The following is a 26,996-nucleotide window of genomic DNA, read 5'->3' on the forward strand; positions in this document are numbered from 1 at the left end:
AATCAGACCAAGTATTAAACCATAGATATTACATGAAAATAGGTATTGTTTGTTATCCAACATTTGGAGGAAGTGGCGTAGTAGCAACAGAGTTAGGTTTAGAGTTATCAAAACGTGGTCATGAGATTCACTTTATTACTTATAATCAACCTGTAAGACTAGAATTGTTAGGTAACAATGTGCATTTTCATGAAGTAAATGTACCAGAATACCCTTTGTTTCATTACCAACCTTATGAGTTAGCTTTATCTAGTAAGCTTGTGGATATGGTAAAACTGCATGGCATTGAAGTTTTACACGTACATTATGCAATTCCGCACGCATACGCAGCCTATATGGCTCAAAAAATGCTTAGAGAAGATAATATATATGTGCCAATAGTAACGACTTTACACGGTACGGATATTACTTTAGTGGGGAGTCATCCATTCTATAAACCAGCAGTAACATTTAGTATAAATAAATCAGATGCTGTTACAGCGGTGTCTCAAAGCTTAAAAGACGATACGTTACGTTTATTTGATATTAAAAATGATATTCATGTAGTGACTAACTTTATAGATATTACAAAGTTTAGTAATGGATTTACAGATTGTCAACGTGGCATGATGGCAAATGAAGACGAAAAGATTATTACTCACATTAGTAATATGCGAGAAGTAAAGCGCATACCTGATGTTATTAATATTTTTAACAAAATTCAGAAAAAAATTCCTGCAAAATTAATGATGGTTGGAGAAGGTCCAGAAAGGGAACCGGCCGAACGTTTATGCGAACAATTGGGAATTATGGATAAAGTAGTCTTTTTTGGTAATAGTAATGAGATAGACAGAATACTATGTTTTTCAGATTTATTTTTATTGCCAAGTAAAACGGAAAGTTTTGGATTATCTGCTTTAGAAGCTATGGCATCAGGTGTTCCGGTTATATCAAGTAATACAGGAGGGATTCCAGAGGTGAATAAAGAAGGTTTTTCTGGTTATTTAAGTGATGTGGGAGATGTAGATAGTATGAGTGAAAATGCAATTAAAATCTTGGAAGATGATGCAATATTAAATCAATTTAAAATAAATGCTAGGGAGCAAGCTAAAACATTTGATATTCATCAAATTGTTCCGCAGTACGAAGCAATATATCAAGAGACATTAAATAAATGTAAAATCTTAAATTAAGAACATAAAAAAACCACCTTAAATAGGTGGTTTTTTTATGTTTAATGATGATTGTTATTAAAATCTATAACGTACACTTAATGCGATATCAAAATCTAAATCATCTCTGTAGTCTCCAAACCCTAATTCTGGTCTAAAATCTAAAGCTAATTGTAAAGGAATATCAAAATTGTATTCAACACCAATATCTCCAGCTGCAAAAACAAAAGTTTCATCATCAATAGCATTGTTATCAAAGCTATAAGATCCAACACCTCCACCAACTCCAGCGTACCAATTAAAGTCTCCGTCCAAAACCCAAACCCATTGGTATAATCCGGCTAGTTTAAATCCATTATACGCACTTCCCGTACGCCATCCTAAATCTACTTCTAATCTGTTATTGTCACCTAAAGCACGTTGGTAAGAGATTTCTGCTCCAAAGCCATCACTATCTCCTAATCTTAATCCAATAGCATTATCAGCAATATCCTGACCATACGTCAATGTTGCAAATCCAAAAATCGCAAAAGCGAATAAAAAATATTTTTTCATATTAATTTGTTTATTAGTTATACTATATACGTCTAAACGGTATGCTTAGATTGTTTAGTACAAATATATTGTGATTATAATTTACTTATTCTTAAATTAAATTTAAAATTGAGGTATAAAAAAAGGTTGGAAACATATGTTTACCAACCTTTTTCAACTTAAACTAACTAACTATTTTGTAGTTCTATTTTTCAATAGAAACATCAATTCTTCTGTTTTTTGCTCTTCCTTCAGCAGTACCGTTATCAGCAATCGGATCAGCAGATCCCATTCCTTTTGTATTAATACGAGAAGTAGCAACACCCATTTCAACTAATTTATTTTTTACTGAAAGTGCTCTGCTAGCAGATAATTTGTTATTTCCTGCTACAGATCCTGTATTATCAGTATGACCTCTAAATAAAATCTTTACTTCAGGATACGCTTTCATTATAGCTGCAACGTTTTCAATTTGATTCATAGAGTTTGCATCTAAAGAAGAAGATCCAGTGTTAAAGTATAATCTATCAAAAGCATAGTACTTTCCAGCTTCAAACTTTCCGTCTTTGATATAACTTAAGAAGTTATCTTCAAATCCACCTTCTGGAATGTTTAATTTTGTTCCGTTTGGTAAATCAGAGCTAAAAAAGTTTCCGATAGCTTCACCAAAAGCATTAACTACATTACCTGAAGCATCTACAATACCACCTGCAACATTACCTATCGCTTTTCCTGTAGCATCTACTGCATTACCTGCAGCGTCAACAGTTTTGTTTATTACATTGCCTGCAGCGTCAACTGTATTACCGATAGCGTTACCAGTTGCATCTACAGCATTTCCTGCAGCGTCTACTGTTTTGTTTACGGCGTTTCCTGCAGCATCTACAGCAGAGTTTGCTGTGTTTGAAATAGCACCTGTAGTTTCGTTTGCAGCATTTTTTACATTATCTAATATAGACTTATCACTATCACAACCTTTTACTAAAAAGAATGCTAGTAACAATCCAATAATTCCAATTGCCCAAGGTAAAATCTTTTTAATTAAAGATCCTCCAGCTTTTCCTGCGCTTCCTGCTAAACCTGCAGCAGCACCACCTATTTTACCAACACCATCAATAGCGCCTTTTCCAACGTTACCTGCAACACCTGCAGCAGCACCACCTATTTTTCCAACACCATCAACAGCACCTTTTCCAAGGTTACCAGCAACACCTGCAGCACCACCTATTATTTTTCCTGCACCATCAACAGCACCTTTTCCAAGGTTACCAGCAACACCTGCAGCACCACCTAATATTTTTCCCGCACCATCAACAGCACCTTTTCCAACATTACCAGCAACACCTGCAGCGCCACCTATTATTTTTCCTGCGCCATCAACAGCACCTTTTCCAAGGTTACCAGCAACATCTGCAGCACCACCAACTAGTTTACCAGCACCATCTAAAGCAGCTTTTCCTGTATCACCAGCAAAACCTAAAGCACCACCAGCTAAACTTCCTAATTTATCAGAAATTCCAGAAAAAGAACTTAAACCTAATAAAGAAGCTAATCCAGCAGGAGCAAACTTGTCTAAAAAGCTACCTTGTCCAGATAACATTCCAACAAAACTTCCTAAATCCATTCCTGAAGATTTTTGTTTTCCTAAAACACCACTTAAAACAGACCCTGCAACACTTAATATAGATGAAGACGAATCTTTACCCATTCCTGATACAGAGCTTACTAAATCAATAACTCCAGAAGCTTTATCTCCTAATATATTTTTTACAAAATCTAACCCTTTATTTAAAAACCCATCAGATTTTTCACCGCCTGCACCTAATGCATTTGATAAATTACCCATTTCGGCACCATCACCTAACATGTTAAAAATTGAAGCAGCACCTTCCGTTGTAGAGGCTTTGTCCATAATACCACCTAATAATGCAGGTGCAGCAGCCATAAGCCCTTTTTGTATTGTTTCTGTTTTCTCTCCTCCAACTAGGTTAGATACATTGCTAAGTACGTTGTCTGATAATTGTTCTTTGAATAAGTTTAATAGATTTGTTGACATTTATTTTGTTTTATGTTAATTGTTAATAATACAAATGTAATTATCTAACTATCTTTCCTATTTTTGAGAGCATACTAAATGTTTCATATCGTTAAAACGCTTATTTTACCGATGAAATACGTAAAATATTGATTTTTTTGTAATTATTAAAGGGTAATATGGATTTAAACAAGTTGAAAAACAGTTTATTAGGAGAATTGTATCATGATGATTTAACAAAATCCATTTATGCAACAGATGCTTCTGTTTATAGAATGCTGCCTTTAGCGGTTGCTTACCCTAAAAATAAAGAGGATATAAAACAACTTATAACTTTTGCTAAACAAAACAATACATCTTTAATACCAAGAACAGCAGGAACATCCTTAGCGGGACAATGTGTAGGTACAGGAATTGTAGTGGATGTGTCTAAGCATTTTACAGACATCCTATCTATAGACTTAAATAATAAGACAGTTACTGTACAACCTGGAGTGGTTAGAGATCAATTAAATAACTACCTTAAACCACATGGTTTATTTTTTGGTCCCAATACCTCTACATCTAACCGTTGCATGATTGGCGGTATGGTTGGTAATAACTCATCAGGTACAACTTCCATAAAGTATGGCGTAACAAGAGATAAGGTTATTGCGTTACAAACCATATTAAGCGATGGAAGTGAAGCGGAATTTAAAAGTTTGTCTAAAGACGAATTTAAACAGAAATTGACATTAAACACTTTAGAAGGTCAAATCTATAATCAAATACAAAACGATGTTTTTACTGAAGACGCTAAGGCTGAAATTTTAAAACACTTTCCAAAACCAGAAATACATAGAAGAAACACGGGGTATGCTTTAGATAAGATTTTAAATACTGAAGATATTAACCTTTGTAACTTATTAACAGGAAGCGAGGGTACATTAGCATTTACAACACAAATAACATTAAAGTTAAACGATTTACCTCTTGAAAATAGAGTAATGGTTGCATTGCATTTTAAAACTATTGAAGACTGTTTAAATGCTGTAAATCCAGTAATAGAGCATGATTTGTATACTTGTGAAATGATGGACAAAACCATTTTAGATTTAACAAGGCACAATAAAACGCAACAAGACAATCGCTATTTTATACAAGGAGATCCGGAAGCTATTTTAATGTGTGAAGTTAGGGGTGTTAGTCTTAAGGATGCTACGTTAAAGGCTGAAAATTTGATTTTCTCTGCAAAAAATAACACCAAAAGTTATGCTAACCCTATATTAATTGAAGATCAAATAGATAAAGCTAATAATTTAAGGAGTGCTGGGTTAGGATTGTTAGGTAACATGATTGGTGATAAAAAAGCAGTGGCGTGTATTGAAGATACAGCTGTGGCATTGCCAGATTTAGCAAATTACATTTCTGATTTTACGGCTTTAATGAAAGGGTACAATCAAAAAGCGGTCTACTATGCGCATGCGGGAGCAGGTGAGTTGCATTTGCGTCCTATTTTAGATTTAAAAAAGAAAGAAGATGTTAAGTTATTCCGACAAATCACAACTGATGTTGCGCTTTTAGTTAAAAAATATAAGGGCTCTTTTAGTGGAGAGCATGGTGATGGTATTGTTAGAGGGGAATTTGTAGAATTAATGATTGGTAATAAAAACTATCAATTATTAAAACGTATTAAGTCTTCTTTTGATCCAAACAACATATTTAATCCTGGGAAAATAGTAGATGCGTTTCCAATGGATAAAAATTTACGTTATCAAACAGATAGCGTAGCGCCAGAAATTAAGACCATATTAGATTTTTCTAAATCGGAAGGTATCTTGCGTGAAGCAGAAAAATGTAATGGCTCTGGTGACTGTAGAAAGCTTCCAGAATTTGGAGGTACAATGTGTCCTAGTTATCGCGCAACAAAAAATGAAAAAGATACGACAAGAGCAAGAGCAAATGCGTTAAGAGAATACTTGACAAATTCAGAGAAAGCAAACAAGTTTAATCATGAAGAATTGAAGTCAGTTTTTGATTTATGCTTAAGTTGTAAAGCATGTTCTAGCGAGTGTCCAAGTAGCGTAGATGTTGCTAGTTTAAAAGCTGAGTTTTTATATCAATATCAGAAAGAAAACGGAACATCTTTAAGAGCAAAACTCTTTGCTTACAATGATAAGTTAAATCATTTAGGGAGACGCTTTAAGGGAGTTACAAATTTTATGTTTTCTAATACTGTAACATCATCTTTGATTAAAAAAAGTATTGGTGTTGCACCTAAAAGAAGTTTACCTTTATTATCAAGTAAAACTTTAAGTAAGGAGTATCAATTAATTAAAAAAGAATTAGTTAGTAAAAATTATATTAAAACGGTGTATTTGTTTAATGATGAATTTACTAATCAATTAGATTCTGAAATAGGGAAGGATGCGATACAATTATTAATAGGCTTAAATTACAATGTAAAGCTTGTTGATAATGTAGAATCGGGTCGTGCATTTATGTCTAAAGGACTATTAGAACAGGCTAAAAAAGTGGGCGATAAAAATGTGTCAATTTTTAAAGATTTAGTTTCAGAAAACACGCCTTTAATAGGTATTGAGCCTTCTGCTATTTTATCCTTTAAAGATGAATATCCAAGATTGGTCGACGACAAAATTTCCGCGAAAGCGATAGCAGAACACACGTATTTAATTGAAGCTTTTTTAGCTAACGAAATAGCATTAGGAAACATAACTTCGGCACAGTTTTCTGAGGAGGTTAAAACAATTAAATTTCATGGGCATTGCCATCAAAAAGCACAGTCTAGTCAAATTTACAGTTTTAACGTCTTGAATCTTCCTAAAAACTATAAAGTAACATTAATACCCAGTGGGTGTTGTGGTATGGCGGGAAGTTTTGGTTACGAAAAAGAGCATTACGAAGTTAGTATGCAAGTAGGAGAACAAACCTTGTTTCCAGCTGTAAGAAAAGCGCCAATGACTACAGTTATAAGTGCTAATGGGACCAGTTGTAGGCATCAAATTAAAGATGGAACACAACGCGTAGCATTACATCCAATAACTATTTTAAAGCAGGCGTTGTTGTAATTATTGTGTAACACTATAACTAATTAATGTTTGATTATTTAGTACAGATAAACTTGTTGGTAATTGACTTAAATCGACACCAATACCTTCTAAGATACTTACAGTATTAGCATTTAATGTGTAACCGCTAGTCGCTTCTGCTTTTACAAGTCCTATATTTTCTGCGTAATAACTAATTACTGATAATACAGGGGTTGTGTCATCTAATATCGGAATGGTTTGGGTAATACCAAAAGTAACTTCTGTTGTTACAGATAGTGTTAAACTTATATTAGCTGAAGTAATAGTATTGTAAGTCGTGTTATCCACCGTTAACGTTTCTAAGTTAGCTAATTGCGTGCTTGTTAGTGTGTAATTAATGGTTATCGGGTATTCTTCAAAATCTTGAGTAAATACTCCTGATTGTGTTGATAATAACTCACCATTGGCGACTTGTGTATTATAAAGTAAGGCATTTTCTAGTTCAATTTGTAAATCAAAACCATCTATTGGTAATTCTACAGTACCGTTTGAGATTAATGTTGTTTCTGTGCGGGTTAATGCACCGCTTGTTAAAATCCCACTCATGATACCATTTGGAATCCCATTTTGATTTACACTTAATGAAAATCCTGTATTTGTTTGGCTTTCTACTTCTATAAAATCTGTGCTAGTTACAGTTTGGTTAGTATCGTTATCTGTGTTTTGTACATCATAATCCCAAGTGTTACCCATGTTTAAAGGGAAAAAATCACCAGTAAATTGTTGTTGAGTTAAACCATTATTATCATCTAAGTCAGAACTAGAACAGTTGAAAATAACGGTACAAATAGCAAAAAGCAGAGTAAGTTTTAATGGCTTCATTTTAATATTGTTTTTAACAAATAAACAATAACTAAAACTAACAGCACAAATTTAAAATGTTATTTAGGTGTTTTAAAAGGTTTCATAACCGTAATGGCAGCAATTAATTCTTGTTCCGACATGTCTTTCAATTCTTCGTCTGCATAAAAGGCAGAGAGTTTATCTTCACTATACCTGTAAAGCTTCCAGCGGTTAAACTGATATTCTAAAGCAGTAAAATTCTCTACCCAATCTCCGGAGTTCAAGTAGTTTGTTTTTCCTTTTTTAGTTTCTACTATTTCGTTTTTAGGTTGATGGATATGTCCGCAAATAACATAGTCATAACCATTCTCTATAGCTAAGTCTGTTGCTGTTTTTTCAAAATCGCTGATAAACTTAACTGCTCCTTTGACACTATTTTTTATTTTTTTTGATAATGAGTAACGTTCCTTTCCAAAAGTAATTAGTAGCCAATTTATTAATCTGTTTATTAAAATTAAAAGATCGTAACCGTAGGCACCAAGTTTAGCTAACCATTTGGCACTTTGTATGGAAGCATCAAAGACATCGCCATGAAAAAACCATGCTTTTTTACCGTCCAATTCTAGAACTAACTTATTAACTATTGAAATATTTCCTATTTCAGAATCCGTGAATTTTCTAAGCATTTCGTCATGGTTTCCCGTTATGTATGTCACTTTTGTGCCTTTAGCAGCTAAAGCCACAATTTTTTTAATGACCTGCATATGTGATTTCGGAAAATACCGTTTGCTAAATTGCCAAACATCAATAATATCCCCATTTAGAATTAAATGTTTGGGATCTACGCTACTTAAATAGGTTAGTAACTGCTTTGCATGGCAGCCATAAGTGCCTAGGTGCACATCCGATATAACAACAATCTCAACTTTTCTTTTTAATTTCAAAGCAATTGGGGTTTCAATTATGATATGCAAATATCAGTTTCTAGTGTTAATCTAACATTATTGGATAATTATCTAATTATGAGCTAATTGTTAAGTTAATATTATCAATTTTTTGAAGTTGAATTTACTTCAGTTTTGTTTGGCTATTATTTATGATTACTTTAGCGTAAATTAATTGATTTATGGCAGGTAATAGCTTCGGAAACTTATTTAAACTAACCACATTTGGAGAGTCACATGGTGTCGCAATTGGTGGAATTATAGATGGATGCCCTCCAGGAATCGAATTAGATTTAGAGGCTATCCAGGCAGAAATGAATAGACGTAAACCTGGCCAATCTGCTATTGTAACACAACGTAAAGAACCAGACGAAGTTAAGTTTTTGTCAGGTGTATTTGAAGGTGTAACTACCGGAACACCAATTGGTTTTGTTATAGAAAATTCTAATCAAAAATCTCACGATTACTCGCATATTAAAGATAGTTATAGACCTAGTCATGCTGATTATGTTTACGACAAAAAATATGGTTTAAGAGATTATAGAGGTGGAGGACGTAGCTCTGCAAGAGAAACCGCAAGTCGCGTTGTTGCAGGTGCTATCGCTAAGCAAATGCTTAAAAATGTAAAAATTAATGCGTTTACATCTTCGGTTGGAGATATCTTTATAAATAAACCATATCAAGATTTAGACTTTTCTAATATAGAAAGTAACGATGTGCGTTGTCCGGATTCAGCTATAGCTGAAAAAATGATTGACCGCATTAAGCAAATTCGTAAAGAAGGAGACACTATTGGAGGTACAGTAACTTGTGTTTTACAGAATGTACCTATTGGATTAGGAGAACCTGTTTTTGATAAATTACATGCCGAATTAGGTAAAGCCATGTTATCTATTAATGCTGTTAAAGGCTTTGAATATGGTAGCGGATTTTGTGGCGCAAAAATGAAAGGTAGTGAGCATAACGATTTATTTAATATAGACGGAAGCACTAAAACGAACCTTTCAGGAGGTATTCAAGGTGGTATTAGCAACGGAATGGATATTTATTTTAGAGTGGCTTTTAAGCCTGTTGCAACCATCATGCAAAATCAAGAAACGATAAATAAGGACGGCGAAAAAGTAGAAATGCACGGTAAAGGACGTCATGATCCTTGTGTTGTGCCAAGAGCGGTACCTATAGTGGAAGCTATGGCAGCATTGGTTTTAGCGGATTATTTATTGATCAATAAAACGTACTCATAAAACCCGTATTACAATTATAAATATCACGTTTAGCTTTGTTTTTTAAATGGAATCTAAGATTTACTATACAGCTTTGCAGCCTTTTGATGCTAATCATAAGCATGGATTTAGTTGGGAGGACTATTTAGCATTTTCTGAAATTAATCATTTAAAAGAATTAGTATCTTTAGATGGTAATCTTAATAGGTTGTTATTTGTACCAGAGATGGATACAGAAGCAGATTGGGAGCATTTGGTAACAGATCAAGGTTTAGTCATGTTTTATTTTAATACATTGGATTATGTATTAGAAAAAGTAAAAGCGATTCCTTATTTTAATTTGCTAGCAATTGTTAAAGAACCTAATGCTAGAAAAGCAGACTTGTCCGACCAATTTGAGTTTGTTGGTTATGATTTAATCACAATAGGAGGGGATACTAGCGCTTTAAGTAATGGAGGTGGTTTTGATAACACTTTTTTAGCGACAGATTTAAATACATTTGGCTTAATATCCGATTACAATAAGGTGAAAAGAATACAGCGTGAATTACCATTAAATAATCCAGACCAAGACGACACGACATGTTGTCTTTATGAAGTTTGGAGACATAAAATTATAGGACGAAAACTAACTAACTAAAAGGAAAAACAACTAACAACTTATGAAAAAACTTGCATTACACTGGAAAATTATAATAGGAATGGTTTTAGGAATCATTTTTGGTTTTTTAATGAATAGCGTAGATGGAGGTAAAGGATTTGTTGGCGATTGGATAGCTCCTTTTGGTAAAATTTTTATTAATCTTTTAAAATTAATAGCAGTTCCGTTAATATTAGCATCGTTAATTAAAGGGATTTCAGATTTAAAAGATATTTCTAAAATCAAAACAATGGGGTTACGTACCATTGGTATTTATATTGGAACAACTGTAATAGCAATAATAATAGGTTTAAGTATTGTAAATATTGTTAAACCAGGAGAGGGGATGCCTCAAGAAACTATTGATAAAATAAAAACAACATATCAAGGTAATGCTGATGTAATGATTGGTAAAGCAAAAGTAACTCAAGATGCCGGGCCATTACAAGCTTTAGTTGATATTTTTCCTAGTAATATTTTCTTTTCTTTTAGTGATGCTAATGGAAAACCGGCAATGCTTCAAGTTATTTTCTTTGCATTATTTGTTGGTATTTGTCTATTATTAATTCCAGTAAAAAAAGCAAAACCATTAGTAGACTTCTTTGATTCTTTAAACGAAGTGGTTATGAAAATGGTTGATTTAATCATGCTATTTGCGCCTTATGCAGTTTTTGCATTAATGGCAAACGTTATTATCGCTTTTGATGACACTACAATATTGGTTAAACTGTTAGGTTATGCAGCCTGTGTAGTATTTGGTTTGTTTTTAATGATTTGTTTTTATTTATTATTGATAAAAATATTTACAAAAAAATCACCGTTATGGTTTCTTCAGCGTTTCAGTCCTGCACAGTTATTAGCATTTTCTACAAGTAGTAGTGCTGCAACATTACCAGTCACTATGGAGCGTGTAGAGGAGCATTTGGGAGTGGACAAAGAAGTGTCTGGTTTTGTATTACCAGTTGGGGCTACAGTAAATATGGATGGTACTAGTTTGTATCAAGGTATTGCTGCTGTTTTTATTATGCAAGTAATTTGGCCAGAAGGATTAACATTTACAAATCAGTTAGTAATTGTTGGTACCGCTTTATTAGCGTCAATAGGTAGTGCTGCAGTGCCAAGTGCTGGAATGGTTATGTTGGTTATTGTATTGGAAGCTATTGGTTTTCCACCAGAATTATTACCAATTGGTTTAGCGTTGATTTTTGCTGTAGATAGACCTTTAGATATGTGTAGGACGGTTGTGAATGTAACGGGAGATGCTACAGTATCTATGATTGTGGCAAAATCTTTAGGAAAACTTCATGACAATCCTAAACCAAAAGAATGGGACGATAATTACGAAAACGTTAAATAAAGCAACTATGGAAGGATTTGATAATATTGTATCTGTAAACTGGTTGCAAGCTAATTTAGAACAGCCTAATTTAATTGTTTTAGATGCAACTATTGCTAGAGTAGCGGGTAGTCAATCAAATCCGGAAGAACAACAAATACCTAATGCTCGTTTTTTTGATATAAAGAAAGACTTTAGTGATGTTATGGCAGAATTTCCTAGTACTATCCCGTCAGAACAACAGTTTGAGCAGTCAGCTCGAGATTTAGGTATACACAAGGATAGTTTTATTGTGGTTTATGACAGTAAAGGTGTTTACTCAAGCCCAAGAGCTTGGTGGTTGTTTAAAACCTTTGGGCATGCTAATGTAGCGGTATTAGATGGTGGTTTACCGGAATGGAACGCACACCATTTTAAAACAGAATTGTGTCAAGACAATATAAAATTAACAGGTGATTTTAAAGCAAAATATAACCCGAGTAACGTGGTCTATTTTGAGTCTTTAGATGCTATAGGAAAAGATTCAGAATTTAAAATTATAGATGCCCGTTCAAACGATAGGTTTACATCTAAAGTAAGTGAGCCTAGAGCGGGATTACGATCGGGAACTATACCAAGCTCGGTTAACTTACCATATACTGCGCTTTTGGAAGGTAATACTTTTAGATCAATCAAAGATTGGCAGTCTCTGTTTAGTGGTTTAGCAAAAAGCAATCAACAATTAGTCTTTACTTGTGGCTCTGGTATAACAGCATCAGTATTAAGTTTAGCTGCAACAATTTTAGGATATAGTAATAGTGTTTACGATGGCTCGTGGACAGAATACGGAACTTTAACAACAGAAACAATGGAACACCCAAATAAGTGGTCAAAAGACGAATTATTAGCTTATATATTACTTTTTATAGCACATTCTGATTTAGACGAAAGTAAATCGGAAAAAGAGTATATTTTATCAAGAGTAGATAAAAGTGTGTACCAACGTGTGCATGAAAAATTTGAAGAAGATAATGATTATCAAAGTATTCAGAATATTGTTGAAGCGGTAAAAACACACGACTATTATCGAAATGATTTAGCAGATTTATTTGCAGATATTAAGCTTATGGCTTTTGCTGATGGAGAAATGGATCAAATGGAAAAAATAGCTTATAATACATTGAAAAAAATATTAAAGTAAAGCTTTGTTTTAAAACTGTTTAAGAGTCTTTGTTTAATCTATAAATTTAGATTTTAATTCAGGTGTCGGAATCATACAATTGTCTTTTTTTCCATACCATTTATATCTGTTTTTCGCTATAAAATCGTAGACCCCATTTCTTATAAAAGCAGGGACAATTAAAAACACAGATAGTAAATTGTTTGGTAGTCCTAAACGTTTTGCAATATATAACGCAGCGGTAGATTTTACTTTTAAACCTTTGTCTGCAGAGTATAATAAAATCGAATCTGTTTTAGACGTATCTAAGTTGTATTTAGCTATGATTTGCTGTCCAATATTACTTTGTAAAGGGGCAAATAGAAACCTGTTATTTGCATCATGTTTTATAACATAAAGCACTGAGGTATTGCAAAGGTTGCAAACACCATCAAAAAGAATTAGAGATTTGTCTTTTGGTAACTGTAACATACCACAAAAATAATTTAATATATTTACAAAAATCAATATTATGAAAACTTTACAACAATGGTTTGATAGTTATGCGGTAAGTCATCAAGACCCGACTAACATAGCAATACATTATATTTGTGTACCTGCAATCTTTTTTAGTGTTGTCGGCCTATTTATGTCTATTCCATCAGGGTTTTTAAATTCATTTTTACCACATCCAATTATTGCCAATTGGGCATTTGTAGTTTTAGCAGTTATTTTGGTGTTATTCTACTTTAGACTATCGGTAAAAGTTGGATTGCAAATGTTGTTATTTTCAGCATTTTGCTTAGTCCTTAATTATTACATTTCTCAATATGTGTCTATATTATACTTTTCGATTATATTGTTTGTAGTTGCTTGGATTGGACAGTTTTACGGTCATAAAGTAGAAGGTCAAAAACCTAGTTTTATTGACGATCTTCAGTTTTTATTAGTGGGTCCTGCTTGGGTTATTTTTAAACTTTTTGGTAAGTAGGATAATTGTTTTAATTAATAGAAAACTACGTTAATTGTAATCTCATAAGACCAATCACACCACGTCAGTTCGAGTGCTTTGACGCAGGAGAAGTGTATCGAGAACTTTTCTCTGTCTCTTATTTCAATGTGCTTCTCGATACAATTTGCTCGTTCTCACAAACCACTCGAAGTGACGGTTTGGAGTATGACGTGATAATTGATAATACTTTTGATAATCTAATATAAAGGAACAAGAGTAGTCACACCACGTCAGTTCGAGTGCTTCTACGAAGGAGAAGTGTATCGAGAACTTTTTCTCTGTTTCTTATGTTTATTTACTTCTCGATACAATTTGCTCGTTCCTCACAAATCACTCGAAGTGACGGTTTGGAGTATGACGTGATAATTGATAATACATTTAATAGTTAGTCATATATAACCGAATAAGAGTAATCACATCACGTCAGTTCGAGTGCTTCGACGAAGAAGAAGTGTATCGAGAACCAGTTTAAAACTGTCAATCAAAACTCTTTCTAGCTAGATTAGTAAGTTTTTCAAACTCATTATTTATCAGTGCTAACTTTTTTACTTTTGACCATTTTTTTATTTGCTTTTCAGTGGAAATTGCAACGTTAATATTAGTGAATTCAGCATAAAACTTTAATTTAACAGGTCTTCTTTTGTAGGTGTAACTTTCATGGTGTTTACCATCTTTGTGTTCGATTAATCGCTGGTGTAAGTTTGAAGTTACACCTATGTAGTAAGTGTTATCAGAACATTTTAATATGTACACGTATGATAATCTCATTTTTAAATATATGAAATTTATAGTGCTTTTATGATTGTTTTTATTTCAATGTGCTTCTCGATACAATTTGTTCGTGCCTCACAAATCACTCGAAGTGACGGTTCGGAGTGTGATGTAATAAATGATTAAGCTCAGAAAATCTTCACATCTAAGCGAATAAGAGTAATAACGACACGTCAGTTCGAGTGCTTCGACGTAGGAGAAGTGTATCGAGAACTTTTTATTTTTCTTATGATAATGTGCTTCTCGATACAATTTACTCGTGCCTCACAAATCACTCAAAATGACGGCTTGGAGTATGATGTGATAAATGATTAAGCGCAGAATTTTCACATCTAAGCGAATAAGAGTAATCACAACACGTCAGTTCGAGTGCTTCGACCCGGGAGGAGTGTATCGAGAGCTTTTATTTATTTATTTAGTAATAACGGTCTCAATACCACTTATAATTCAATTACTATTTCTTTTTAATTGCTTCAACAAGCTCCAATAAGTCTGCATTAACGTTAGTGGTAAAAATACCGTAGTTAACAATTGCTTTACCTTTTTCAAACTTATCAATAGTACCAACTGCACGTCCATCGTTCATTCTTACACGATCTCCGACTCTTAAAATTGGTTTTGGTGCCACAGGTTTGTTTTTCTCTTTTTCTTTAGCGTCTTTCTTCTTTTTGCGAATAACTTCTACAGTTTTTTCTGCTTCCTTTTTAACCTGCGTTTCTTTAGCTTTTTCAGCTTTAGCTTGTTTTGCAGTCACTTTTTTACGCTTAGAGTTTTCAATTTGCACCAAACGGAACAATTCTGACATTAACTCCTTTTTCTTTTTATCATTAAAAAACTTCTCTGCAATGTCATTCATTTTCTGACCTAAGTAAATCAGTCGTTGATTACTATCGTATAATTCTTGATAGTTTTCTAGTTTTTTCTGAACCTTAGCATTGATTTCTTCTAACTTATCGGCTTCGGTTTGTTTTTTCTTTTCGTTTACTTTCAGCGATTCGCTTGTTTTTTCAAGCTTAGCACGTTGCTTTTGTAATTTAGCTATCGTGGCATCAAAACGAACTTTACTTCGCTCAATCTTCTTTTTAGAACGATTAATTAGACTATACGGAATTCCGTTTTTCTGTGCGACTTCAAACGTAAAACTACTACCGGCTTGTCCTAATGCTAATTTGTACATTGGTTCTAGTGTACGCTCGTCAAACATCATGTTTGCGTTAATCATTTCATCTTTTTCATTAGCCAACATTTTTAAGTTAGCATAATGCGTGGTAATAATCCCGTAAGCATTTCGAGCATAAAATTCTTCCAAGAAGGTTTCCGCTAAAGCGCCACCTAATTCTGGATCAGACCCTGTACCAAATTCGTCAATTAAAAACAGCGTATTTTTATTAATCTTTTTCAAGAAATAATTCATCTGTTTTAATCGGTAACTATAGGTGCTTAAATGGTTTTCAATAGACTGATTATCACCAATATCACTCAATATACGATCAAATAAAAAGGCTTTACTACGCTCGTGTACCGGAATTAAAAGTCCGGATTGTAGCATAACTTGTAGTAACCCAACAGTTTTTAGTGTAATCGATTTTCCTCCGGCGTTAGGTCCAGAAATCACTATAATTCTGCTGTCTTCCTTAAGTCCTATGGTTTGCGGAAATGTCTTTTCTTTTTTCTCTAAATTATTTAAATAGAGTATAGGGTGGTACGCATCACGCAAGTGTAACTCTCTCTTTTCAGAGATTTCTGGTAAGATAGCGTTCATAGATTTTGCGTATTTCGCTTTCGCGGAAATCACATCAATCTCAGTTAAAAATGATTGGTATAAATTTAATAATGGTAGATAGTGACGCATATAATTGGTCACTTCTTTTAAAATACGAACCACTTCCTCGCTTTGTTCGTATTCTAAATTATTAAGTTCTCTAGTATGTTGTAATGTTGTTTCAGGCTCAATGTATACTATGCTTCCGGTTTTACTTCCGCCCATAATAGCACCTTTAACCTTACGTCTGTACATGGCTTTTACCGCTAACACACGTTTGTTATCCACAACAGATTCTCTGATATCATCCAGATATTCTAAGTTATGATATTGGTTTAATGCCGATGTAAAACTAGAATTAATTTTACCTTTAAGTTTATTAATTTCTTGTCTTAATTGTTGTAATAAAGCAGATGCATTATCCTTTACGTCTCCAAATCTATCCACAACACTATCTACTTTTTCAATAATAGCAGTGGTTACTTCAATACGTAAACTATATTGATGTAATCCTGGATAGTAGGTTTCAAATTTTTTAAAAAACTTGACAATCTCATTAGCAGTCAATGATATTGAGACTAACTTTTTAAGACTATGCGTCTCTAAATAAGTGTTTTCTATTTTTAAAAGTTGTAATTCTTTTGTAATGGTATCAAAACCGTGATTAGGAATACGATTATCATTGTAATAAGACGACAAATACTCATTGGTGAGCTGTAACGCACGTAGTAATTCTTCTTTGTCTTTATATGGTAAAATGGTTAGGGTTTCTTGATTACCTAATGCAGTTACGCAATATTCGCTAACTTGTTGCAATACGGTGTAAAACTCTAAATCTTGTAATGTCTTTTCGTGAATATTTATCATCTATGCTTTTTTCCGTGAAGGCGGAAAATCCTTTAATCTTTAATTAGTCTTTTTCTAGCATTACAAATTTACGCAATTGGGTTGGATTTTTTTTAAGACACTAACTCAAATATTGGTTAGTCCTCTAAAAAACAAGTTTGTACTTTTTAAGATTGGGTAGTAGTGATTTATTGGTAGGCTTTATTTAGTAAGTTTTTTAGAAAAATAAATACGTTTATGACCTTTGGGGAAATCTTTTATTTCGCCAATAGCTTGGTAGCCATTTTTTAAGTAAAATTGTTCTGCTTGAAAATCAAAGGTGTCAAGCATTGCTATTTCTGCACCTTTCTGGATGGCTATCGTTTCAGCATATTTTAAAATTTGAGAACCAACCCCTTTTTTTCGGAAGCCATCTTTTACCCAAAGAATCTTAATTTCTAAACCATTCCAATACCCAATTCCAGCTAGGATTCCGCCAATTTCAATACCATTTTCATCTTTAGCAACAAACTCTAAAGGTGTCCAAATTGGAGCAATAGCAGCTACTTTTTTTAAATTGTAGTTGTTAATTCCGTCAACAATTACTTTTATATTGTCTTTGCTGCAAGGTTCTATATTAAATCCCATTTTTGTGTCCATATTTATGTGTTTGATTTGAGGAGAATAGATTTGATAGTTGCTACTTATCTAAATAATAAATTAGAAGAAATTACAATTCCTCCAAGCCAAAAAGTTAAAGCGTAAAAAGTGTAAATATTATTCTGATTATTGACAAGAAACTTGATAGGTTGCTTGTCAATGTTTTGAGAATTATTTCTTTTATGAAAGTTTACCAAAGTGTTAATCATGGTTTTAATAATAAACTTGTTCCAAAGATAAATAAAGGCGAAAAGCCCAAATATTTGTATGATTTTATAAAAAAGGTCCAATATATTTAATGCTATTTAAATGTTGTAACCTCTTAGTTTAAAGGGAAAGTTAGACCAGCAGCAAATGCACCCACATATTGTTTAACAGATGGCTGATAGAAATACGTAAAACTAATGTCAACATTATGTTTACGTCCTAATTCTAGTCCAAGAGAAAAAGGGATATGATAAATTATTCCGGTTTTATCAAAATTATAAAAACGCGTTAATGTTCTAAATTTCCCGATTGATGTTCCTATACCAACCTCGGCATATGGAGCTACGTACGGAATCGGAATTCTGATTCTTGACTTTACGCCTAATAAAAAGGCTTGACTTTCGGCAATCTGATTGGTTGGATTACCATCTAAATCTTTACCGTTTGAATTTGTTATTATAAAACCGGCATACGGTCTAAAATCTACCCAATTGGTTATTTTTAATACTAATTCAGATTGTGCAAAAAAACCTTCATCGGCAAAATCGTCAGTACTGTCAGACGGAAAAGTAAGTCCATATCCAATTTGTGCATTTATTGATTTCTCTTTTATAAATTGTGCGTTAACAATTGTTGACGTTAATAGAATTAGCAGTACAATTAGGTTTTTTTTCATTTGGTTGATTGGTTAAGTAATTTGTTTGGTTTGCTTTTGTAAAAAAGTAAGAACGAAGTTACAATTATCAGTATTTATTTGCAACACTTATGCGTTTTGAAGTGTTTTTTCTTATGGATACTGAAACGAGTTTAGTATGCGGTTCAGGTTGTGATAGTGGTTCTGGTTTTGGTTTTGGGTGTGGTTTTGGTTGAATTAGTACTTGACGTCAATCTGAATTTATTTCAGATTCTCATTATTTGAAGTTATCGTGTTGCTTTTCTTAGCTTGTTGTGTGATACTGAAACGAGTTCAGTATGACGTTGTGGTTGTGATAGTAGTCGCGGTTATGATTCCTGTTCCGGTTATGGTTGATTTTGTGGTTTTAACTATAGTTGAATTAGCACTTGACGTCAATCTGAATTTATTTCAGATTCTCATTATTTGAAGTTATCGTGTTGCTTTTCTTAGCTTGTTGTGTGATACTGAAACGAGTTCAGTATGACGTTGTGGTTGTGATAGTGGTTACGGTTCCGATTCCTGTTCCGGTTATGGTTGATTTTGTGGTTTTAACTATAGTTGAATTAGCACTTGACGTCAATCTTAATTTATTTCAGATTCTCATTCTTTGAAGTTATGGTGTTGCTTTTCTTAGCTTGTTGTGTGATACTGAAACGAATTCAGTATGACGTTGTGGTTGTGATAGTGGTGACGGTTCCGATTCCTGTTCCGGTTATGGTTGTGGTTGATTTTGTGGTTTTAACTATAGTTGAATTAGTACTTGACGTTAATCTGAATTTATTTCAGATTCTCATTATTTGAAGTTATCGTGATGTTTTGCTTAGCTTGTTGTGTGATACTGAAACGAGTTCAGTATGACGTTGTGGTTGTGATAGTGGTTACGGTTCTGATTCCTGTTCTGGTTTTGGTTGTGTTTGTGGTTTTAACTATAATTGAATTAGTATTTTACGTCAATCTGAATTTATTTCAGATTCTCATTATTTGAAGTTATCGTGATGCTTTTCTTAGCCTGTTGCGTGATACTGAAACATGTTATGTCTGACGTTGTAGATATAGCTATGCTTAAGCTTCAACTGAAATCCTGATGCTTTTGGCTTTATTTCCGCGAAAGCGATATTATCTAAATTACAACCAGAAAGTTGCTAGTTTACGATTTTAAGTTAATGATGTAGTTATAACATAAGCCTACAGTTATGGCTATACCAAAGCTAAGGAGTGTTCCAATTAAGATATATTCGGTTAATTTGCGGTCTTTCGCTTTTGATAAATCTCCGAATCTAAACACTGATTTTGCTGCTATTAGTAAACCTATGGCGCTCCATTGGTTTATGATTATAAATCCAAAAACAAATAACCGTTCTAGGATACCAATGTATTTTCCTGCTTTTTCTAAGGAGTCATTTGCATCATCTTCGTCTAGAATCCATTTACTCATTATTAAGCGCATTATTACGGATGCTATGGATGTTATAGCAATTAGTGATAGGAGTAATGCTAATGTGTTTTTAGTATATAGCACGTCTATATCTACGCTGTATGAGGTGTATGCTACAGCGACTAATATTATAATTATTAGATGTGCAATTTGGTCCATTAAAAATAGACGTCTAACATTTATTTTAGAAGTTAAGTGTAATTTAATTAGATCTATAATATAATGCGAAACGACTATAGTTGTTATTCCTAGCCAATAGGTGGTGTCAAATTGAAGTATAACTAATAAGGCTATAGCGTGTATTAGGACGTGATAGTATAGGTATTTAGATTTTTGTTTTTTTAGTATTTTGTCTTTTACCCAATGGTCTGGTTGCAGCACAAAATCGCCTATGGCATGTGCTAATACCAATTTAAGTACTAGTAGCATCATAACTTTATTATTTGGTTTTGGTAGTAGTGGTTTAGTTGCATAATCTCTTCATAGCCACCGCGTTTTAGGGCTGCACTGATGTTACTTTGAGATTTGTTTAATAGGTCTGCTATTTGTTTTTGGTTTTTTGTAGGATGCTCTAATACGGCTAATATTACTGTTGCTACTGTACTGCTCCAGTTATTAGCGGTTAATACTGCTAAATTAAGCATGATATTTAACGGTTGATCCCAATCTGGAATATTAGATTTGATAGTAAGCGTTTGCTTTTTTAGTGCTTCAAAAGCTTCGCCAGAGTTAATAAACGCAGGTCCATTGGATTCGGCTATTTTTTTAGCATTATGTGTTTGCTGTCCTAATCCAATAGCGATTCTGACATCATAATTATCGTTTTTCTTAATGGCTGCCTTTATGTGTAACGCTGCAAATAAGGCGTGTTGTGGTGTGGTAACTAACTGAAAACTATCCCCTCTATAAATGTCCCACTGGTGTGGTGCTTGTCCATATTTGTCCAAGGTTTGCTTTAATATATCTAACCATTGCACAACATTACCTTGTCTAGAGTTGATAATATCTCCTGTTAAAACTGCTACCATTTTGATTACTTTTTATAAATGTATCGCTTTTTAAGCAGATACGCAATAATATACGCTTAAAAGCAGATAATTTAAAATATCCGCTTTAGGGCAGATATTTTGATTTCTATTATCATTTTATAAAAAACTTGATACCGTCATAACCACTAATGTAAATACAATAAGGGTTATAAATAGTGGCATTACAAATTTAATCCATTTGTTAAAGCCTACTTTTACCACTGCCAATGAGGCTAATATTAAACCTGTTGGGTTTATAAAATAAAATAAGCCTAATCCGTATTGATACGCGTTTACAACAATTTCTCTTCCTACACCAACACTATCTGCTAAAGGCGACATGATTGGCATTGTTAATACTGCCATACCAGAACTACTTGGTATAAAAAAGGATAATCCTCCGTAAATTGCGGTCATGGCGCTTGCAAACACACCTTTGTTCATGCCCTCCGTCATGGAACTAGCATAATATAATAACGTATCGCTAATTAATCCATCAGCCATAATTACAGTTACACCACGTGCTATACCAATAATTAAAGCGACTCCTAATAAGTCTCCTGCACCTTTTACAAATGTGTCTATAAACTCTGTTTCTTTAATTTTTGCAATTACTCCAATTAAGATAGAACCTACTAAAAAGACAGAGGTCATCTCTACAAACCACCATTCTAAAGCCACAACACCATAAATCATGATTATAAAACACAAAGCAAACACTATTAAAGAAAGACGTAAACGGGTTGTGAATTGTACGGTTTCGGTTTTATGAGAGAATAATGCTGCTATCTGTTGTTGCTGATCGTAAACTACAGATTTTGTTGGGTCTTTTTGTACCCGTTTACCATATCTAATAATATACGTTAAAGCAATAGTTAAACAGGCTAGTAGCATAAAAAGTCTTCCGCCAAGTCCTGTTGTCCAACTAATACCTGCTGCATCACTAGCAATAATAGTACTAAACGGATTAATTGTTGAGCACATAGTCCCAATAGCACTACCTAAAAAAATAGAGGCAATACCAACCATAGCATCATATTTTGCTGCTAAAAATACTGGGATTAAAATAGGGTAGAAGGCAATAGTCTCTTCAGCAAAACCAAAGGTTGTTCCTCCAGCTGCCACTAAAACTGTTACTAATATAATTAAAATAAACTCGCGTCCTTTTAAGGCTGTTGCCAATTTGCTGATTCCAGCATCAAACGCACCTGTACTATTTATTATACCTATTAATCCTCCGATAATTAAAACAAGGAAAATAATGTCTGCCGATTCTATGATCCCCTTTATTGGCGATTGTACAAAATCGAAAAACCCTTGTGGTTGCGCTTCTAGCTCTTGATACGTATTAGGTATGTTAATAGGTTTGTTAATGTCTCCATTAGTAAATTTTTCTAAAGGAATTTTAATGTTAAGCGTTTCTAAGGTTTGTTGAGTTGCTAGTAATGTTTCAGTTTTTTCTAACGCCACTCTTGTAAATTGATTCGCGTCTTTATTATACCCCAAAGTCTGGTACTTACCCGCAGGAACTAACCAAGTTAATAGTGTTACTAATCCCGCTATGATTAGTAAAATGGTTTGTGCTGAAGGGAATTTTATGTTTTTCATCTAAAAAATAATTATCTTTTTGAGGTAAGTAAATGGTTATTGTTCTAATTGTATTTGAAACAAACACGCTGGCTGATTATGGTAATGGTCAGGCAAACCATCTGTGTTTTTTAATTCAAACATCCCTAAAAAGTCAAATCCTGATTTTTTATAATAGTCTATTAAACCCGTGTTGTTTCCTAAAGTGTCTAATCTAATATAATCTATCGTGTTGGTTTTTGCATAGTCCTTTGCCCAAGCGACAATTTTAGATACAAACTGTTGTCCTCTAAATTTAGGGTTAGTCGCAATACGATGGATGTAAATAGCATTGTCATCTTTACTGGTTTCCCAAATTTGCTCGTCTTTAAAGGCAATTGCCCAAACACAAGCCACTGTATTGTTGATTATGAGTTTAAATTGGCGGTTTTCTTTAATTTCTGAAACAACCATGTCGCGTTCAAAATCAGGCCAAACCACAACGGTTTTCTTAGTTTTTTGATAGTCTGAGGCTATTTTGTATAACTCAAAAATAGTGTCAATATCCGTTAATGTGGCGTTTGTAATAGTCATTTAATATTTAGTAAATAAGTTAGAGTTATTAAAGATAGTATTATTTTTAGCACTCCGTTACACCTAATAATGGCAGCAAAAATAACAAGATATGAACGTGAATATTCATCAAAGTTGGAAAACTTATTTACAAACCGAATTTGATAAATCTTATTTTAAAGATTTAACGCAATTTGTAACTAAGCAATATCAAGAAGCGACTTGTTTTCCGCCTGAAAATCAAATTTTTAATGCTTTTGAAACCTGCCATTTAGAAGATTTAAAAGTTGTTATTATTGGTCAAGACCCGTATCATAATTATAATCAAGCCAATGGTTTATGTTTTAGTGTTACAGATGGTGTTAAACATCCACCATCTTTAGTTAATATTTTTAAAGAAATTGAAACGGATTTAAATATAAGTTATCCGTCAAGCGGAAATTTAGAGTGTTGGGCTAAGCAAGGGGTCTTTTTGCTAAATGCGACGTTAACGGTTAGGGCGCACGAAGCAGGGAGTCATCAAAAGGAAGGTTGGGAAACTTTTACAGATGCTGTAATTAAATCGATTAGTGACCAAAAAGAAAACGTGGTATTTTTACTTTGGGGTGGTTTTGCTAAGAAGAAAGCTAAGTTAATTGATGCTAAAAAACATCATATTTTAACGTCTGGACATCCTTCTCCTTTAAGCGCTAATCGTGGATATTGGTTTGGTAACAAACACTTTAGTCAGACTAATAGTTTGTTAGCATCCGATGGCTTGGATTTGATAAGTTGGTAAGGTGTTTTTACTATTATTTGAGATTATTACAGATGTTGTGTTAATGCAGCTCTCCTCTTAAATTTAAGCCGAGTCATGAATTTCAATTTCTTAATTAAAGGCAAATTGTAAGAAAGAGGAGTTTAAGTATTCATACATAAAAAAGCCTCACTAATAAGTGAGGCCTTTTCAAATTATAAATCTTCAACAAGATCCTCATATTTCCATTTTTCAGGAATAATATTTAGAGCAAATAACTCGTCTTGAACTTTTTTAACGGTTTGTTTTGAGATGTTTTCTTGTGACCATTCTGTTAAGCTTAACCATTCTTGAACATCTTCAATCTCTTGTTCATAACGGTTGGCAATCATACGGTCTATACTTGGTATTTCTTTAAACTCTTTAGTAGTTGCATTTACAATGTCTAAAATAGCTTTAACGTCCGCTTTATTGGTTTTTAAAAAGTCTTCTCTTACTGCTATAACAAAGCATGGCCAAGGAGAAGGACAGTTATCAACACGTCTAAAAGTACCATTATCTACTAGTGGTTTTGTGGTAAATTTCTCCCACATAAAGTAATCGGCTTTTCCTACGGATAAACCCTCAACAGCACCATCTAGGTTTTTTATAACTTCAAAGTTTAAATCTTTTTCTAGATCCCATCCATTATTTTCAGCATTAATGTACGCCATTAAATGTGATCCAGAACCATATCTGCTTATTGCTGCTTTAGTTCCTTTTAAATCTTGAATGTTTTTATAATCAGATTTTTCAGCCACATGAATTCCCCATATTAATGGGGTATCTACAAATACCTGAACAATTTTAGATTTGTTACCTGCAATAATATCTTTTATAATCCCTTCAGTAAGTATAACTGCCATATCAATGTCACCATCGCGTAAACCTTTACACATAGCGCCTGTACCGCCAAAATAATCTTTCCAACGTAAGTTGATATCTTGCTCTTTAAACTCGCCATTTTTTAAGCCTAAATACCAAGCTAGGTTAAAATGTTCTGGCACACCACCAATATTAATCTGCTTCATCTTATTGTACTAATTTGTCTAAAGTATATTGTATTAAGTTCTCTACTACTAATTTAGGATCTTTACTAAATTCTCCTGTAGCACGATTAGCAATTATAGCATTCATGGATACAGCTCGATGCCCCAATAAGCCTGCTAAACCATAGATTCCGGCTGTTTCCATCTCTAGATTAGTAATCGCCTGATTATTATAACTAAAGGTAGCTAGTTTATTGTTAAGATCATTATCTTGGATTGATAGTCTTAAAATACGACCTTGAGGTCCGTAAAACCCAACATTAGTTGCTGTAAAACCTTTTGTAGTTTGATTAGATTCTAACTTAGCAAATAACACTTTATCTGCAGTTACTACGTAAGGCTTAGATTTGTCCTCAGACCAGTCTGTATGGGCTATTAAAGCATCAGATACATCTGTTTCCTGGATGTGTTTACTATTATAAAAATGAAGTAAACTATCAAAACCACAGGCTTTTTCGCTAATTACAAAAGTATCAATACCAATATTTTTCTGAATAGATCCAGAGGTTCCGATACGCACAATATCAAGTGATTTATGTGTTTTATTAATTGTTCTTGTTTTTAAGTCGATATTAACAAGAGCATCTAATTCGTTAAAAACAATATCTATATTGTCTGTTCCAATTCCTGTAGAAATTACAGTCATACGCTTACCTTTATAAACGCCTGTTTGTGTATGGAATTCTCTTTTGTGAGTAGAAAATTCGATTGATTCAAAATATTTTGTAACACCAGGCACACGATCGGGATCTCCCACTGTTATAATTGTGTCTGCGATATGTTCTGGTAATAAATTAAGATGGTAAACACTACCATCTGGATTTAGAATTAATTCTGATTCTTGTATAGCCATTAAATGGTTTGTATTAATTTATTCTCTTTTTTATTGTATTGGAAGTCCGCTTTATTTACGCCTCCAAATTGTAGATTGGTATCTATTAATTTATAGAAGTTTTTTTGGTCTTCTATAGCCAAATGACCATTTCTGTTTAACGTTAATGTGTTTTCCGTTTCGTCATAAAACAATGCTAATCTATCAATCATTCGTTTTAATTGTAAATCCCCAAAGCCATAGTAACCTTGATAATGTAAACAATAACCTAATAAGTGATTACGGGACGTTACGCTGTGTTCTTTTATAAGTACCAAGGTGTTAAATTCTAAAGTATTTAATCCACTTCTAGTATCCGGAAAACGTCTTAAATGTGCTTTTAAGCAATTGCTTAAATATTTAAAACTAGAGGGTCTTATAATTAATTCTTTTAATAAATTATGGTCATATTCGCAATAAATACGCCACGCTTTTTGGGCTGTAGCAATATCATCAACATTTAACTTAATTCTATTATTATATTCTTTTAAAAGTTGCTGTTCTGATAAATCAGATAATGCTTTAAGTTCCTTTTCGCCTTCAATACGCCCACTACAAACTAAATAGAGTGGAAGCTTGATACCTTTTTGTTTAATTAAACTAATAGCAGCTACTAGATTAATATGGCAAAATAAATCATATTCAAACCATAATACAATATCTGTGTATTTTGAAACATCGTTTAGTTTATCAAACTCGGTTTTAATACTATCAATATCATATTCTAGCGCATAAGCCTCCTCAAGAAATGCTTTTCTATTTTTAAAAAACTCAGGTGTATCAATCTCTTTTGCGGTTGGACCTTCACAAAGCATTTCGTGCCAAGTTAAAGTATCTCCTTTAAAGTTTATTTTAGATAAATAATCTGTTAAGCTAGAACCGTTTGTGATATGAAGACTGTTTTCGCTCATAA

General features: G+C 33.2%; 24 protein-coding genes. 8 read left to right on the forward strand and 16 right to left on the reverse strand.

The window, feature by feature from the left end; genetic code table 11:
• The first annotated feature begins 32 nt into the window (after positions 1-32).
• Positions 33-1,172 (forward strand): N-acetyl-alpha-D-glucosaminyl L-malate synthase BshA, encoded by a 1,140-nt coding sequence (gene bshA / locus ACZ2G2_RS13510; protein WP_470392688.1) that lies wholly within the window; start codon positions 33-35, stop codon positions 1,170-1,172.
• A 57-nt stretch (positions 1,173-1,229) separates the two neighbouring features.
• On the opposite strand, the gene ACZ2G2_RS13515 is transcribed toward bshA, so the two are convergent.
• Positions 1,230-1,706 carry a hypothetical protein gene (locus tag ACZ2G2_RS13515; RefSeq protein ID WP_090840695.1) on the reverse strand — a complete coding sequence of 159 codons (477 nt, stop codon included), beginning with the start codon at positions 1,704-1,706 and terminating at the stop codon, positions 1,230-1,232.
• Between the two features lie 184 nt (positions 1,707-1,890).
• Complete coding sequence (locus ACZ2G2_RS13520; protein WP_470392690.1) at positions 1,891-3,741, reverse strand: OmpA family protein; 1,851 nt, start codon at positions 3,739-3,741, stop codon at positions 1,891-1,893.
• 158 nt (positions 3,742-3,899) lie between these two features.
• Here ACZ2G2_RS13520 and ACZ2G2_RS13525 point away from each other — a divergent pair, with 158 nt between their 5' ends.
• A complete protein-coding gene (locus tag ACZ2G2_RS13525; RefSeq protein ID WP_470392692.1) occupies positions 3,900-6,788 on the forward strand; it encodes an FAD-binding and (Fe-S)-binding domain-containing protein in 2,889 nt (962 codons plus the stop codon).
• Here the strand turns inward: ACZ2G2_RS13525 and ACZ2G2_RS13530 are convergent, their stop codons facing one another.
• A complete protein-coding gene (locus ACZ2G2_RS13530) occupies positions 6,789-7,631 on the reverse strand; it encodes a hypothetical protein (RefSeq protein WP_470392694.1) in 843 nt (280 codons plus the stop codon).
• Positions 7,632-7,690: 59 nt separating this feature from the next.
• On the reverse strand, positions 7,691-8,536 hold the full coding sequence (locus ACZ2G2_RS13535; protein ID WP_090840703.1) for a UDP-2,3-diacylglucosamine diphosphatase: 846 nt from the start codon (positions 8,534-8,536) through the stop codon (positions 7,691-7,693).
• Positions 8,537-8,718: 182 nt separating this feature from the next.
• Between ACZ2G2_RS13535 and aroC the strand changes: the two genes are divergently transcribed.
• From aroC to ACZ2G2_RS13555, 4 genes are read left to right on the forward strand one after another with little or no spacing between them, the layout of a single operon-like run.
• On the forward strand, positions 8,719-9,780 hold the full coding sequence (aroC, locus tag ACZ2G2_RS13540) for a chorismate synthase (protein ID WP_470392696.1): 1,062 nt from the start codon (positions 8,719-8,721) through the stop codon (positions 9,778-9,780).
• A 46-nt stretch (positions 9,781-9,826) separates the two neighbouring features.
• Positions 9,827-10,399 carry a hypothetical protein gene (locus ACZ2G2_RS13545; RefSeq protein ID WP_470392697.1) on the forward strand — a complete coding sequence of 191 codons (573 nt, stop codon included), beginning with the start codon at positions 9,827-9,829 and terminating at the stop codon, positions 10,397-10,399.
• Positions 10,400-10,421: 22 nt separating this feature from the next.
• Positions 10,422-11,756, forward strand: coding sequence for a dicarboxylate/amino acid:cation symporter (locus ACZ2G2_RS13550; protein WP_090840710.1), 1,335 nt, complete (start codon positions 10,422-10,424; stop codon positions 11,754-11,756).
• A gap of 7 nt (positions 11,757-11,763) precedes the next feature.
• Positions 11,764-12,915 carry a rhodanese-like domain-containing protein gene (locus ACZ2G2_RS13555; RefSeq protein WP_470392699.1) on the forward strand — a complete coding sequence of 384 codons (1,152 nt, stop codon included), beginning with the start codon at positions 11,764-11,766 and terminating at the stop codon, positions 12,913-12,915.
• A 33-nt stretch (positions 12,916-12,948) separates the two neighbouring features.
• Here ACZ2G2_RS13555 and ACZ2G2_RS13560 read toward each other — a convergent pair whose 3' ends face one another.
• The gene (locus tag ACZ2G2_RS13560; protein WP_282067904.1) at positions 12,949-13,365 is read right to left on the reverse strand and encodes a thiol-disulfide oxidoreductase DCC family protein; all 417 of its coding nucleotides are present in this window, start codon (positions 13,363-13,365) and stop codon (positions 12,949-12,951) included.
• A gap of 40 nt (positions 13,366-13,405) precedes the next feature.
• Between ACZ2G2_RS13560 and ACZ2G2_RS13565 the strand changes: the two genes are divergently transcribed.
• Positions 13,406-13,864 (forward strand): Mpo1 family 2-hydroxy fatty acid dioxygenase, encoded by a 459-nt coding sequence (locus tag ACZ2G2_RS13565; RefSeq protein WP_101203825.1) that lies wholly within the window; start codon positions 13,406-13,408, stop codon positions 13,862-13,864.
• A gap of 498 nt (positions 13,865-14,362) precedes the next feature.
• Here the strand turns inward: ACZ2G2_RS13565 and ACZ2G2_RS13570 are convergent, their stop codons facing one another.
• From ACZ2G2_RS13570 to ACZ2G2_RS13605, 8 genes are all read right to left on the reverse strand, one after another.
• Complete coding sequence (locus ACZ2G2_RS13570) at positions 14,363-14,653, reverse strand: GIY-YIG nuclease family protein (protein WP_470392701.1); 291 nt, start codon at positions 14,651-14,653, stop codon at positions 14,363-14,365.
• Between the two features lie 457 nt (positions 14,654-15,110).
• Positions 15,111-17,285: an endonuclease MutS2 gene (locus tag ACZ2G2_RS13575; RefSeq protein WP_470392702.1), complete on the reverse strand. Its 2,175-nt coding sequence runs from the start codon at positions 17,283-17,285 to the stop codon at positions 15,111-15,113.
• Positions 17,286-17,465: 180 nt separating this feature from the next.
• Positions 17,466-17,903 carry a GNAT family N-acetyltransferase gene (locus ACZ2G2_RS13580; protein ID WP_470392704.1) on the reverse strand — a complete coding sequence of 146 codons (438 nt, stop codon included), beginning with the start codon at positions 17,901-17,903 and terminating at the stop codon, positions 17,466-17,468.
• A gap of 322 nt (positions 17,904-18,225) precedes the next feature.
• Positions 18,226-18,786, reverse strand: coding sequence for a hypothetical protein (locus ACZ2G2_RS13585; RefSeq protein WP_470392706.1), 561 nt, complete (start codon positions 18,784-18,786; stop codon positions 18,226-18,228).
• Between the two features lie 1,147 nt (positions 18,787-19,933).
• Positions 19,934-20,653, reverse strand: a complete 720-nt coding sequence (locus ACZ2G2_RS13590) for a DUF3307 domain-containing protein (RefSeq protein ID WP_470392708.1) — start codon at positions 20,651-20,653, stop codon at positions 19,934-19,936.
• A complete protein-coding gene (locus ACZ2G2_RS13595; protein ID WP_470392710.1) occupies positions 20,650-21,249 on the reverse strand; it encodes a SatD family protein in 600 nt (199 codons plus the stop codon). The genes ACZ2G2_RS13590 and ACZ2G2_RS13595 overlap by 4 nt, the downstream gene beginning before the upstream one ends.
• A 117-nt stretch (positions 21,250-21,366) precedes the next feature.
• Positions 21,367-22,857 (reverse strand): YfcC family protein, encoded by a 1,491-nt coding sequence (locus tag ACZ2G2_RS13600; protein ID WP_470392712.1) that lies wholly within the window; start codon positions 22,855-22,857, stop codon positions 21,367-21,369.
• Between the two features lie 36 nt (positions 22,858-22,893).
• Positions 22,894-23,409 carry a GNAT family N-acetyltransferase gene (locus ACZ2G2_RS13605; RefSeq protein ID WP_470392713.1) on the reverse strand — a complete coding sequence of 172 codons (516 nt, stop codon included), beginning with the start codon at positions 23,407-23,409 and terminating at the stop codon, positions 22,894-22,896.
• Between the two features lie 91 nt (positions 23,410-23,500).
• Here ACZ2G2_RS13605 and ung point away from each other — a divergent pair, with 91 nt between their 5' ends.
• Entirely contained in the window at positions 23,501-24,166 is a 666-nt protein-coding gene (gene ung, locus ACZ2G2_RS13610; RefSeq protein WP_470392715.1) for a uracil-DNA glycosylase, read from the forward strand.
• 173 nt (positions 24,167-24,339) lie between these two features.
• Here ung and ACZ2G2_RS13615 read toward each other — a convergent pair whose 3' ends face one another.
• The 3 genes from ACZ2G2_RS13615 to ACZ2G2_RS13625 are packed head-to-tail and all read right to left on the reverse strand — an operon-like array spanning position 24,340 to position 26,994.
• Entirely contained in the window at positions 24,340-25,194 is an 855-nt protein-coding gene (locus ACZ2G2_RS13615; protein ID WP_470392716.1) for a substrate-binding domain-containing protein, read from the reverse strand.
• 1 nt (position 25,195) lies between these two features.
• Positions 25,196-26,065 (reverse strand): nucleoside phosphorylase, encoded by an 870-nt coding sequence (locus ACZ2G2_RS13620; RefSeq protein ID WP_470392718.1) that lies wholly within the window; start codon positions 26,063-26,065, stop codon positions 25,196-25,198.
• The gene (locus ACZ2G2_RS13625) at positions 26,065-26,994 is read right to left on the reverse strand and encodes a DUF1835 domain-containing protein (protein ID WP_470392720.1); all 930 of its coding nucleotides are present in this window, start codon (positions 26,992-26,994) and stop codon (positions 26,065-26,067) included. The genes ACZ2G2_RS13620 and ACZ2G2_RS13625 overlap by 1 nt, the downstream gene beginning before the upstream one ends.
• Positions 26,995-26,996 lie beyond the last annotated feature (2 nt).

The sequence above is a fragment of the Olleya sp. KKT75 genome (assembly GCF_055635485.1).